The sequence below is a fragment of the Mycobacterium asiaticum genome, from assembly GCF_001668675.1.
GTDB lineage: Bacteria > Actinomycetota > Actinomycetes > Mycobacteriales > Mycobacteriaceae > Mycobacterium > Mycobacterium asiaticum_D.
Genome location: NZ_LZKQ01000051.1, coordinates 105422 through 118613 on the forward strand (window position 1 = coordinate 105422; position 13192 = coordinate 118613).

Sequence of the window (13192 nt, forward strand, 5' to 3'; positions counted from 1 at the left end):
AGCACAAGCGTGACAATCGGCACCAAGTAGTGGCTTCTACGCTGTTCGCGTCAAAGCTGCTAATTTCCAAGGGGATCCGCCGCCCGCAACGAGCGGTCCGGCCACGATCTAAGTATCACCGCGACGTTGCATGATAAAGCGACCTTGCGCAGGTCGGCTCGGCTCTCGGCCAAGAGGTACCGCATTGTTAAGTCGAAATAGCGGGCGACGCAATGCGGTCAGGGTCATAAATGGGCGGGCCGTGCCAGCAACGGCGGAACTAGTTTCGTAGTAAGGGGCTTTCACATTGGCCCTTGGACCTCAATGATCTACACGTATGGTCATGCACCGCGCACCTTGGCCACTCGCCACACCCTCGGCGCCGATGTTGCGATTAACACGTAACCGACAGGGAGGTACTCCTTGGCGTTTACGGCAGGTTCGCAGCTGAATAGGTAGTGGTAGTCGTCGATATTCTCGTGTTTCCAGACGTCAACGTTGTTGTACTCCCATAGCATCAATCCTCGCCTATCAGCAAAGTACAGCGTCTGCGGGTTCCACCCGCAACCTACGCCCACGATGAGATCGCTGGGTCCAGTGACGGCCTGCAGTTCTTTGGCCAGGGGGTCAGTCGTGGGATTGTGCGTCCATTGCGAGATGTCCTGAGGAGCAGCTGATCCAACGATAACGAGCGCAGCAAGGATCGCGGTGATGAGCCAATCCTTGCCAGGTGCTCGTTGAGCGATCTCAACAATACCTATTGCGACGGCGACAATAATGGCCGGGAATACCGCGATCAGATAATAATTGTGCACGTAATAGAGGTTCAAGAACAGCATGGGCGCGGTCGCTGCGGTGGCCAGCCAGCCCAGGCGGCGAATGCGTTCAATCTTCTTACGTGCTAATACAATCCCGGCGATTGAGAGGACTAACCCCAGCCCGATTGGACCAGCGATCTCAGTGCTGATCCTCAGTAGTGGCGGAGCATATGTGCTTGGATTGAGATGCTGTTTGACGGATCCGAAGTTCCAATCGTGCATGGTTCCGCTGAATAAGAACTTGGTCAGGGGGTTGCGGATCTTTATCGAATCTCCGTAGCGAACCCACGCGAAAGCTAGGGCAACACCAATCGCCGGGCCCACCAAGAACCCGGTGACAATACGACCCCAAGAACGTGTCGATAGGTACGCCGTTAACGCCGAAACCGCGAGTAGCACGCACCACGCCGGTGGCGTAGTGGCCTTTACTAGGAACGCGAACCAACAGCTGACGACCCCTGTTAGCAAACCGACACGCGTACCAGTTCGAAACCATGAATCCAGGCCCACGACCATGCCAAGCGACGCAGCAACGGCGGGGAATTCGATAAGTGCAGCCGCGCCCCAGGCCAAGCCGAAGGGCGAAAACTCGTACAGCGCCAGCGCTACGATCGCAGTGAAGCGCCCGTGCCAACGGAAAACGAGCATTCCCAATAAGATTGCAGCTGCCTGGAACCCTAACAGTCCAACGATTCGTACGGCAGAATCAGAGTTGACACCTAAACGGATTAGCACTGCAGCAGCGGCTTGAACAAGCGGAAACTCCATCGGCACGTCGGCGTTGGGGCCGAAGACCGGTAATGGCGTGTGTATCACGTTGATACCGCGCCTGGCATATTCCAGTGCCACATAAGCTGTTTGGGTCTGGCGGAAACTGTGCATTTCGTTCAGACCGTGGCATAGCTGCGGCAAGCGGATTAGGGTCCCAAGCGTGATCAAGCCCAGCGGCCATGCTGTAAAAAATCGCAATGGTGACTTGAGACCTCTATCCACAGGTTGGTCAGTAAGACTCACCCCCGAGGGCAATCCGTCTGGCCTCGTCTCTGGTGTTTCATTCCTATTGTTCAAAGTCGTCCATCCGTGACGAGCCGTGCCCGAAGCTGATTGTCAACCAAATTGTATTGACCGCACGGTCATCCCGACGCACGCTTACCTCGGCGACTCCGAGGGAAGCTCCGCGATGTGATCCCTGGTCATTGGCGAGCTCTCGCCTGCCGTACCCGGAGCGCCTGTGCCAGTCACCTGCAACTCGCTACGCATTGAAAGAGCAGGCCGTCGCGCGTACGAAACAATAATGGCAGCGCAAGCGAGCAGCCACAGAAGCGGCGCCAGCGCACCCGTCGTTACCGGGATTATGGCCCGCGTGTCGACATTGCCGATGACACCCATCTGACCGGCGATCGGGGCTTGAACTATTGGACCTGGTGCCACTGTTTGGGCGAGCGTCAGGGCCGCGGCGATGCTTACACAGATGCCGACCGCGCGGCGCCGGTCGCCAAGCACCGACAACCTCTCGAAGATTCCACAGCCGGGCGGTCCATCGGGATCACGCACTATCAGCGCAGCAACTGGCAGTACGAACACGAGGTAATAACGGTGGCTCAAAGCGGGGAACAAAGACGCGGCCGAGAGCAGTACGATGCCGACCATGGCTGGGGAAATCCGCCGACCGAGCGCCAGAACCGAGATGACGATGACCAGCAGGACGACGTATCCGATCTGTGATCGCAGCCCGGCGAGGTAGCCCTCCGGCACCACTCCCCCCGAGGCGTTGGCCTTGATGGCGTCAGGAATCAGCAGCAGCCCTCTGCCGAAAGACACGTTGACGTGCAGCACCAGGGCCTGAAACGAACCAGAACCAAGAGCGTTGTGCACTGATTGCAGCACCGTCCCCGGGAAATCTTGCGGCCACAGCAGATAGGCAGCGACGTTCGTGACCACACCGCCAATCGCCGCAATCCCTCCCCAGCGCCATTGCCGCGCGGCGAACAGCGCGAATACCAATACCGCAAATTGTGGCTTCACCAGCGACGCCAACACAATCATGAGCGCGACGAGTCCCCACCGTCGACGCTGTAGCGCAATCAGGAAAACCAGTGCGATCGGCACCAAGAATCCGAGGGAGTTGCCTCGGTCGATCACCGTCCATGCCGGGATGGCCGCCACCCCGCACGTCACGAACACCACAACGCGTTCCAAGCCACGGGCACCACGGGCAGCCCAGACTGCCGGACTGAGCACGGCCACTGTCAATGCAAGCAAGTAGGCCAACAGCCCGAGGCGCGCGGAACCTAGCAACTTGCCGAGGAGGCCGAAGGCCGCGTGCGGCACCGTCGCCGCAGCGGAGTAAGGGTTGTTGTAGGGCCGGTAGTCGGGAGGAAGGAACACCGGATAGGGCTTCCACGGGTCGGCCCGCAGCGCCGCGTCCGCCTGCCATATGTAGTCGCTGAAGCAGTGCCGGCCGATTTTCGCACCCCAGTCACGCCAGCAGTCCTCCGGAAAGTAAAGGAGAGACGAAATCACATCGACCGAGAAGTATTGTGTGAGAACGAATCCAGCGGCCGCCGAAAGCGAGGTCACCAGCAAGACAGTGCTCAGCAATATCGTGCGCTCCGACTGGTTTGCGATCCCGGACAACCGTTGCCTGATCCCGCTGGTCGCATCCCGCAGTGTTTCAAGAGGATGTTTCATTGCCCGCCCCCCTTCCCCGCAAGACGATACTTGGCATGCCGGACCTGCCCAGCGAGGTCAGTCGGCTCCGCTCTGGTGAGAGACTTGGCGCCGCATACGATGGCCGAGCCACCGATATGCCGCCCTACGTGCCACCGCGTTTGCACGCGCTCGCGCGGTGCCGAGCAATAAGTCGCTACGAGTGACCACGCCCGGATGCGCCGCGGCAAAAAACCGCCTGAAACCCACCGCTTGCTCAGCCTGCGCGCGTACTAACTTCACACTCCATTGCGATTCACTAACCCGAAATGCGGCTAGTGGGCGCGGCACCGCGACAAGGTCGCCTCGCAGCAGCACCGCGCAATAAGTTGCCTCATCAATCAGGTAGGGGAACTTACTGTCCCAACCGCCCACGGCCGTTAACGCTGACCGCCTCAACAACACCGACGCGGGCTCGCCGAAAATGTTCGTACCAGCTTGCACAGTTCGACGTATCGCCTCGGCGCCGGTGACCTCACCGCGGAGTCCCGCCAACCCCCGGTTCCGCAGTACCGGCCTTCCGCAGGCGTCGATGACGTCCCTGGGGCTCGCTGCCAATACAGCAGATGGGTGAGCGTCCAATGCGGCGACCTGCTCAGAGAGGCTGTCTCGTCTCAGCAAGTCGTCACCACACACCAGCTTCACGTATTCACCAGTGGCAAGGGCAGTAACAGCGTTGAAGTTGGCGGGCGCCCCACCGCCGAAAGGAAGGCGACTCAGGCGAACCCGCGGATCTTTGACGAACTCTTGCAGCGCTTCCCAGGTTCCATCGGTCGAGCTGTGATCAGAGACCAACAACTCGAAATCCTGGAAAGATTGCGCCAGAATCGAATCCATTGTGGCGCAGATAAACTCAGCACTGTTGTACGCCGGAACGACAACCGATACCCGTGGTGTCATGGCGTGGCTTGTTGAGGCTCAGCCGGTTCGGGTGCTGCGGGGCTGCGGCGAAACGAAAACCCTCGGTGCGCGAACCAGCTAAATACGACGGTCGCGCCGGCGATCGCGAACTGCGAGGGCAGAACTGGCCAGCCCAACCCCTCGACCAGAAAAGGCAGGGCGGCCAGATTGAACCCTAAGACAGTGAGGTTAACGAGCTCGAATCTGGCCAAATCGCGCAGCACGTGCCCGGTGACCACAAAAACAAACCTGCGATATAAAACAAACGCGCACAACACTGCCGCTACATGTGCACAAAGCAACGCGCTCATATAACCTGCGGCGCCCCGAGGGAGGAGCCAGAGAAACAACATGAACCAAACGGCGCCGATTGCAGTGTTCAGGCCGCCGACAATTAGGAACGCTACCCTCTGGTCTCGGACCAGCCTGAACAGCGGCCCAGGAGAGCCAGTCATTCCCGCCGGCGGCGCAACTCGCGGGTAGGTACCCGCAAATTCGTCGAATGTCACTGACGAGCTCTCAAGCCGACGTGGTCGGCGGTGCGCTGAACATAGCTCCAGCTTGGTCCGCAGCGGCGACCGAGCCTTCGGCGCCGCCGACCATGTCACGGATCAAAAACAGCGGTCGGCCCTTACTCTGGTCGTACATGCGTCCGAGATAAGCACCGATGATGCCAAGCATCAGAAACTGAACGCCAGTAAGCAGACCGATTGCGGCCATCAGCGAGCTCCAGCCTGGGACCGTTTGTCCCAGCATTGCTCCCCGGATGGAGTTGAGAGCAGCAGCAAAGCCAATAAACGCCATCGTCCAGCCGAGAATGATCGACAGCTTCAGCGGCACCATCGAGAAGGAGGTGATTGCGTCGGCCGCGAAACGCAGCATTTTCGTGAACGGGTACTTACTCACACCCGCCGCTCGAGCGTCGCGGTCATAGACCAGCGGCACCTGCTTACCGCCAATCCAGGACACCAGTCCGCGGACGAATCGGTGGCGTTCCGGCATGGAGATCAAGAGGTCTAGCACCCGGCGGGTAATCAAACGGAAATCACCTGTGTCGCTAGGAATGTCAACCTCAGTCATGCGGCCGATCAGGCGGTAGAAGATGGCTGCGGTGCTCCGCTTGAACACGCCCTCACCCTCACGGTGGCGCCGCTGGCCGTAGACAACATCGGCACCCTCGTCCATGAGAGCCATCATGTCGGGCAACAGCTCGGGCGGATCCTGCAGATCGGCGTCGATAATGAGCACGCGCTCGCCTCGGCACACACTCAGTCCGGCGGTAAGTGCCAACTGGTGGCCGTGATTACGCATCAACCGAACGCCGACAACACGTGGGTCCTCAACCGAGGCCTTTTCGATGATCTCCCAGGTCCGATCGCGAGAACCGTCGTCGACCAGCACAATCTCGCTTGTCCCGCCAAACTTCTCTAGGACTCCCCCAACCCGGTCCAGAAACAGCGGCAGCACGTCTTCCTCGTCGAAACATGGTGCTACGACTGAGACTGCCGGGCGACTCAGCACAGCCATGTGCCCTAATGTAATTCTCAGCTTCATGCCCCGCAGGTCTTTCAGGATTTCCGCCACGCGAACTTAACCTCAAGCTCGGCCTCGCGATTGCATCGCGCCTCACCAGGCAAGTCTTCTGTGACCAGGCGTTAACGCCGCAGCGAATCGGGCTCTGCCCGGACGACCGATCCACCGATGTGCGGCCGCCGTTCCCCGAAAGCGCAACCCCGGACTCTGACCCGTAGTGGGGCCTGAACTCTGGCAGATGCCGCGACCGGTTTCCTCATCGACTACGAAACCAACGTAGTCTCACGTATCGGACACGGTGACTCAGGTGTGCCACGACACGACTGTCATCTCTGCCATCGCTTCGCTGCGCGTCGGTGACCGCGGCAGCGACTAAGCAGCATAAGGAGAGAACAAGTGCGAAGTTTCGTTCAGAATCTGCCGCATCCGATAGCAAACACTCTTTTCATGGCGCGGCGACTGCGGACCAGCTTCTACGAAGACGGGCTTTTCACCACGACCAACGCGGATTTCCGTAACACGGAACACTTCAAACGTGTTTACGCAGCTGCAAAAGCCACCGGTTCTTTTGGCCGGTGGAATGTTCGGTGGCGAATCCATGTCTTATGTTGGGCAGCTAACCACGCTGCAGCGGTCGAAGGCGACTTTGTGGAGTGCGGGGTGGATCACGGGGGAACCGCGATGGCGGCGATAACCCACACCGACTTTGCTCGCCTCGGAAAACGCTTTTGGTTACTCGATACCTTCCAGGGGTTTGACCGCTCTCAGCTGACGCCGGAGGAAAAGGCTCATGCCGGCTACATGGATTACCCGGATTGTTATGAGCGGGTGAAGGCGAACTTCGCTGGTATGGACTTCGTTCGATTGGTCCGCGGCACAGTGCCGGACACGCTCGACCAAGTGCAAAGTGAGAAAATCGCGTACCTGCACTTAGATATGAATTGCACCGGACCAGAAATCGCGGCACTTGAGTACTTTTGGCCCAGGATTTCGCCGTTCGGCATAGTCATAATGGACGACTACGGCTGGCCGCGCCATTACCAGCAGAAGCTGGGCTACGACCGTTTCGCCGAAGAACGAGGCCTGCAGATCTTGCGCCTGGCGACCGGAGGCCAAGCGTTACTGATCAAGCCGCCCGCGTAACGACCTATTGCGTTCGGGTGCGTTTGATTTCCATTTTGGAGTGTTTTCAGCAGCCATGGACATCAGCACCCGGCGTTGAGGGGCGCCTATAGCTCTTCCAACGGTTTGGCGGGTACTGACGTCGAGATCTGCGCTGTGTGAACGAGCACTCCGAGTTCGCGAATAAGTCATGGCTTTACGCTCATCTCGAAGAATCGCAAGTGGGCGTGAACGCTATCCTGGCCCAGCGAGCGGCTGCGACCGATGGCAATAGTGTGCGCGTGGATGTCGAGGTTTGTGCCGACCACCGTTGCCGGGCTGACGACCAGAAATGGCTCGGCTGCGTTTCCGGCGACCAATCGATAGGTGACTCCGTCCAGCACCACGGTGAAAGTGATCAGCGGGATTAGGCTGCCAGTAAAAAGTCGATCGACGAGGGTTGGCTCCAGGTCTATCGCTACCAAGATCGCTTTGTCTGGTCCGCTGGGCGATGGGACCTTGACCGGGTCGTCGACATTGACTCCTGACACGGGAGTAAGCGGCCCGCAGCGAGGCTCGACGCGGGTGAACAGTGCCCAATGGTTTTCCACCCCATTAAGCGTGTAATTGCAAAGTAGCGCACGCGAATACAGTGGCGACTCTTGGGTTCCGAGCCGGTTGTCGATACCGATTGCGGGTGATTTTCCTGAGACGCGAGATAAAACGTAATCGGGACCGTCAACCAGCGCGTTGCTGTTCAGCCTGTCAAGTGATGGCGTATATGCCGAGTACGTCGCAAACACCGGGGCCGGGTGCCAGGTGAGGTTGTAGGCCCATACGACCGACGTCTCGTCGGGATCGATGTGAACCGACTGTGAGCCAATAGTTTTGATGAAGCGCTCCGGAACGTCGTAGGACACACGTTGCTTCGCCCTGGCGCGTTCGATCCGTTGTTGGGCCCGTCCCGGCACCGCGATCGTGACCAAACGATCGATTGTTTGGGCAGGGCCCTCCGCCGCTGTCACCACTCTACGTACGACGAGGATTGCGCCGTCGTTGAATGCGAAAACGAATACCACAGCGAACAATGCCAGCCCACGCCGCAACGGGGACAGATGCGGAACGAGCGCTACCGCAACAACTATTACGCCCAACAGCATGCTGAAATGCCAAATGTCGAAGCGTCCGAAGGCACTTTTGACGGTTATCAAAGTTAGGAGACCAACGAGAAGCACGAATCGGCGAGGAATTTGTGGACAGCGCACGAACACCACGCACAGCACCGCCACCCAGGCGGTGGTCAGGACGATCGCTGGTACAGCAGAACGCGTCAATGGTAAGGCTTGCGACCCGTTGTATCCGATGAGGATTTCACTGCTATACCTTAGCCAAGCGGGTAAGTTCCCCAGCGGTTGCTGGGTAAGTACCCAAAAGAGGACTGTGGCCGTCGCAAAAGCCGCCGCGGTCGCCAGGTGCCTTCCGATGGCGCGCCAGCCGAATAAGACCGACGTGGCGAGTGCCATAACGAAAATGGTGAGGCCGGTGTTGAACTTCACCAGTAGTTGCAGTCCTGCGATGCCACCCAGCGCACAGCAAGTGACGAATACCGTCGAACGTCGGGGGGATTCCTGCATCATTGGGACCGACGCCCAGGCTAACCCCGCGAGAACTGCCAGCTCGGGGTACATCATGCCAAGTGCGGTTCCGTGCCCGACTTGGAGGATGGCGGCCATCCAGGTGGTCAAAAATGCTCCGATGAGCGACACCATCGGCGCGCAACGCTGCCTCAACACCGCTGCAATTCCGAGGAAGAGACCCGCGACGACGACGTACTGATAGATGGTGGCAACCGCCGCCTGGATCGGCGAATAGTACGCAGTGGTCTGCAAGTATCCGAGGGGCCCGTAGGTGAACACAACCCCCGGCCCCCACGGAATGCGCTGGAGCGTCGCCAAAGCAACGACTGCCTCCCATGATGGGTCGAGGCCGACGCTAGCCTCGACCGACGAGTGAGGCGCAATAATGAACATCGCGATCGCGGCCGCTAAAGCCTGTTGCCAACGAGCGGAGCCCCACGTAGTAGCAGAAATCCACGTCCTAATTCCTGCCAAGCGCTCTGCACCGCGACCGCGACATGTCCAATTATTTTCTTTCAACCGATATCTCACCCGCTTGGTCATTGACAAGTCAGCCAACCTCCCGCAAGGGAAAATTTGAGCGGCGTGCGCGGCTAAACTGTACCGACGATAAGCGCGGAATGGACCGCCGAACGAGTGCAGTCGCCCAGCACATCATTGATCTCTACGCATCAGACAAACTCTTATTCGCTGAATCGGTCCGTCAGCGAACCCTTTGGGCGCTACGGAGCCGATCGTCTCCGTGTTTGTACCTCCGGATCGCCCGGAATGCCGCGAACCCTGCAATCCCGCCGCTTGCCCAATGCATAAGCGGACGTCGCATCGCCACTCCGTACCAATGCAGATACGCCGGCAGCCAGCCCTTGAGATCGAACTTGCTTGTACCGGCGGCCCGGTCTTCCCAGCTACTCGCGACCTCATCGACCCGGTAGCCGAGCAAATGGGCTTTCGTCGTGAGCTCCAGTCCCACCTCGAACCCCCGCTCGCTTTCTACAGCCACCTCTCGGAGGAACCGGCGGCTGTAACCCCGGAAGTTGGTGGTGGCGTCGTGGGTGGGCAGACCGCCGACGTAGTGCAGGCTGAGCCCAGCCGTCCGCGACATCAGGGTCTTTAATCGAGGTCCTCCGGTCTGGGAGCCGCCGGGCATATACCGGGACCCGCTGACCACGTCGGCTCCCTCGTCGCGGATCTTGGCCGCCATCAACGGAATGACCGAGGGCGGGTCTGATAAGTCAGCCATGCTGGTGACGATCACATCGCCGCGTGCGGCGGCGAATCCGGCAATCAGGGCGTTGGCGACGCCCTTGCCGAGGGCATTCCGGACGAGGCGTACCGTCGCCGGGCGGTCAGGCATTGCCTCGATTGCCGGCAGGGTGGTGTCTTCATCGAAGTCGTAGCAGACGATCAGCTCGTGGGGTGTGTCAGCCAGCGTTGAGCTGAGCCTTCTGAGACAGATCTGGATGTTCTCGCCCTCGTTGTATACCGGGATGACGACGCTTATCAGACGGTCGTCTTCTGACGGTGAGACCGGCTTCTGGGCCCGTATCAGGAATTGTTTGCCGAACAGCGGCCAGGCTGATCGGGAACGTAGATAGAGCTGCACCAGAAAAGGAGCTTGGGGCAACGGGGAGTATGTCGAGTACGGAAGAAAGCGGTCATGGGTATCGAGGATTTTGAACTGGTGAATGCCAAGGACTTCGATCAGCGAGCGGTCGCTGATGGGCACCATATGATCCCAGAAATCCCAGTACTCGCCGGCAACGAAGCGAATATTCGGTCCCAGGGCGATGAAGTGCCCGCCCGGCTTGAGCACCCGCCTGACCTCGGCGATGGTGCGATCGACTTCAGCCTTGCTCTGCAGGTGCTCAAGTACATTGCTGGTGAAGACGACGTCGACCGACTCTTCTTCCAACGCACTCAGGTCATCGGCTCGGCAATGATAGAACTCGATCCCCTGCTCAAGAAGATTGCCGCTGTCCGGATTGAGGTCTACGCCGATCCGACGCGCGGCCTTGACATGATTCAGGAATTCGCCGTAGCCGCAACCCAAGTCGACAACTGTGTCGCTGCGCTTGATCCACGCTTGGAAGAAGTCACGAACCAAAACACTCCACAGCGCAGAGCGCGCCTCGAGATTGTGTCCGAATCGCTGACGGTAGAGCTTCTGTAGATCGTCGCCGCCTATGGCCGGTTGGTGATTCTTGCGACTAGCACCCATGCAGGTCAGATGGTTCCAGTCTTGACTGCGTCGACAATCCACGGGATGACTTCATCGAGCATGGTGTCAAGCGTGGTGGTCGCGGAGTAGCCAAGAACTTCAGATGCTTTGTGGACATCCGGCGTGCGTAGTTGGACATCGTGTTCGAAAGGGGGGTCGCTTTCGTAGCGGAACGGGATTCCGGGGCGCATCTTGGTCCAGATCAGATCGGCGAGTTCGAGCACGGTCGTGGCTTGCGGCGTGGACAGATTGAAGTCGTCATTGAGGGCGGCCGGATGCTCCATACACGTGCGGATGCCCTTGGCCAGATCGCCGCCGTAGGTGTAGTGGCGCACCTGCGTGCCATCCCCGAGAATATGTAGCGGATCTTGACCTTTAGCGACTTTCTGCACCAAGTCCGGCACCACGTGGCTCATCGCCAATTTCACGTTGCCGCTGGGGATTTCACGTCCACCCAGTGCCCGCTGCTCGCCGGTACCCACGCAGTTGAACGGACGAATGATCGTATACGGCAACCCGTACTGCTCGTAGGCGCCATGCGCGAAGTACTCACACGCCAACTTCTGAAACCCGTAGGTGCTTGTCGGAGGCGGACATTCAGTGATGTGTTTCTCAGGCGTGGGAAACACTGTTGCGTTCTCAAATACCATCGACGAGCTGATGACATTGATCTTCTTCAGCCAGCCCTTCTTGTACGCATAGATCGCGGTATCAAAGTGAGCGGCCGCGATGCGCTCGTTCTCGGCCAGCAGGTCATAGGCGTACTCATGGAAATAGGTGATGCCGCCGATACGGGCGGCGCTGGCCACCATCTGCTCACAACCCTCGACCAGACGGCACATCAGGTCAACGTCTTTGACGTCACCCTCGACGAAGTGATAGTTGGGATGGTTGTCATAGCTCTTAGCGACCGGACCGTACTTCGAGTAGTTGTCGATCCCAACGACTTCATGACCGGCTCGCAGCAACTCTTCGACCACGTAGCCATTGATGAAGCCAGCGCTTCCTGTGACCAGAACCTTCACCGGGCCGCAGCCCCCGCACCCAGCGTGGCCAATTCGGATCCGTTCAGGGCACTCTCGCCCAGCTCACTCACGTCCAAGCAGCTCCACACATCCTCTACAATCTTGCCCCTGGGGACGCGCAAACCCCGATACTGCGTGTGCGGCACCCCCACAACAATGACATCTGCCCGATCCACCACGGTGTCCAGTGGGAAATAGTCCGGCCCGTCCAAGAATGGGTCATGGCGGATCACCTCCTTGGCCTCGAGCATCAGCAGATGACGCAGCTTGAAGCTCAACGAGTCGCGTGTGTCATCGCAATCGGCCTTGAATGTCATGCCGAGGATGCCAACCGTCTTATCGCGCAGGTCAACCCGACGCTTGAGCATATTGACGATGAACTGCGGCTGGCCTTCATTGATCAACATCGCCGAATGCCCCAACATGAAGTTGTTGTTACTGAAAGCTGCCAGCTGCATCGTGTCTTTCAACAGACACGGACCCGCCGCCAGCCCAGCCCTCGGAAGACTATCGACCCGACTGTTCTTGAATGTCGCCGCATGATGGACACGATCGAAATCGAGCCCCGCCTCCCGGCACAGTAGGTAGAACTGGTTCGCGACCGCGAACTGAATGTAGCGATAACCATTGCAGAACAGCTTCGCCAGCTCCGCTTCCTGAGGCTCCACTTCAATAATTTCGCTGGTGATCTGCGAGAAGAGCTCGCGAACCACACCAATGCCCTCCTCATCGAAGCCGCTGATGATCTGCGGAATCACCCGCAACTCACGGATCGAATGTCCCTGCGCGATGCGCTCCGGACAGAAAGTTACATGAACACCAATTCCGCGTTCCCGCAACGAATCATGAACACGCTGCGTCAAGCCCGGATACACCGTGCTGCGCAACACCAACGTCTGGTCATCGCGGAAGTATGGACTGATCTCCGTGATGATGCGGAAAAACGTATGCGCCTGCGGAGTCAGGTACTCATCTACCGGCGTCCCCACCACACAAATCACCACATCGGCATTACGCACGATCCATGAATCGGTACTTGCCGCGAGGCGACCCGTCGGCAACAACCGCTTGAGCAGCTCCTCAGCACCGTTCTCAACGAACGGCATGCTGCCGGCCATGATGGTTTTTAACGCTGCGGCATTGGTATCCAAGATATCCACGTGGTAGCCCACATCAGCCAACACCAACGCCAAGGGCAAACCGACGTGCCCGGCACCACCGACAATGCAAATACGCTTACTCGGCTGACCCGCCACGCGAACCACCAGCCTC

The 13192-nt window shown here is 59.0% G+C and carries 10 protein-coding genes; 1 reads left to right on the forward strand and 9 read right to left on the reverse strand.

The features are described 5' to 3' along the window. Positions 1-320: 320 nt before the first annotated feature. The 5 genes from A9X01_RS05265 to A9X01_RS05280 all read right to left on the reverse strand — a co-directional run bounded on the left by A9X01_RS05265 (position 321) and on the right by A9X01_RS05280 (position 5990). Positions 321-1790: a hypothetical protein gene (locus A9X01_RS05265; protein ID WP_155771936.1), complete on the reverse strand. Its 1470-nt coding sequence runs from the start codon at positions 1788-1790 to the stop codon at positions 321-323. A gap of 156 nt (positions 1791-1946) precedes the next feature. Beyond that, positions 1947-3488 carry a glycosyltransferase family 87 protein gene (locus A9X01_RS05270; RefSeq protein ID WP_065119714.1) on the reverse strand — a complete coding sequence of 514 codons (1542 nt, stop codon included), beginning with the start codon at positions 3486-3488 and terminating at the stop codon, positions 1947-1949. A gap of 57 nt (positions 3489-3545) precedes the next feature. Beyond that, entirely contained in the window at positions 3546-4406 is an 861-nt protein-coding gene (locus A9X01_RS28775; protein WP_081282215.1) for a glycosyltransferase family 2 protein, read from the reverse strand. Beyond that, positions 4403-4915, reverse strand: a complete 513-nt coding sequence (locus A9X01_RS05275; RefSeq protein WP_253848938.1) for a GtrA family protein — start codon at positions 4913-4915, stop codon at positions 4403-4405. The genes A9X01_RS28775 and A9X01_RS05275 overlap by 4 nt, the downstream gene beginning before the upstream one ends. Positions 4916-4925: 10 nt before the next feature. Next, entirely contained in the window at positions 4926-5990 is a 1065-nt protein-coding gene (locus tag A9X01_RS05280) for a glycosyltransferase family 2 protein (protein WP_216638893.1), read from the reverse strand. 345 nt (positions 5991-6335) lie between these two features. Between A9X01_RS05280 and A9X01_RS05285 the strand changes: the two genes are divergently transcribed. Further along, positions 6336-7082: a TylF/MycF/NovP-related O-methyltransferase gene (locus tag A9X01_RS05285; RefSeq protein WP_065119718.1), complete on the forward strand. Its 747-nt coding sequence runs from the start codon at positions 6336-6338 to the stop codon at positions 7080-7082. Positions 7083-7249: 167 nt separating this feature from the next. On the opposite strand, the gene A9X01_RS05290 is transcribed toward A9X01_RS05285, so the two are convergent. The 4 genes from A9X01_RS05290 to A9X01_RS05305 form a co-directional block, all read right to left on the reverse strand. Next, a complete protein-coding gene (locus A9X01_RS05290) occupies positions 7250-8995 on the reverse strand; it encodes a hypothetical protein (RefSeq protein ID WP_253848940.1) in 1746 nt (581 codons plus the stop codon). 385 nt (positions 8996-9380) lie between these two features. Continuing rightward, positions 9381-10937, reverse strand: a complete 1557-nt coding sequence (locus tag A9X01_RS05295; RefSeq protein WP_253848941.1) for a glycosyltransferase — start codon at positions 10935-10937, stop codon at positions 9381-9383. Continuing rightward, the gene (locus A9X01_RS05300; protein ID WP_065119722.1) at positions 10901-11920 is read right to left on the reverse strand and encodes an NAD-dependent epimerase/dehydratase family protein; all 1020 of its coding nucleotides are present in this window, start codon (positions 11918-11920) and stop codon (positions 10901-10903) included. Before A9X01_RS05300 ends, A9X01_RS05295 begins: the two co-directional genes overlap by 37 nt. Then, positions 11917-13185 (reverse strand): nucleotide sugar dehydrogenase, encoded by a 1269-nt coding sequence (locus A9X01_RS05305; RefSeq protein WP_253848943.1) that lies wholly within the window; start codon positions 13183-13185, stop codon positions 11917-11919. Before A9X01_RS05305 ends, A9X01_RS05300 begins: the two co-directional genes overlap by 4 nt. Positions 13186-13192: the final 7 nt, after the last annotated feature.

Coding starts and splice junctions, on each gene's coding strand:
- A9X01_RS28775 (WP_081282215.1), bottom strand. CDS start 4,406: ATGACACCACGGGTATCGGTTGTCGTTCCGGCGTACAACAGTGCTGAG.
- A9X01_RS05270 (WP_065119714.1), bottom strand. CDS start 3,488: ATGAAACATCCTCTTGAAACACTGCGGGATGCGACCAGCGGGATCAGG.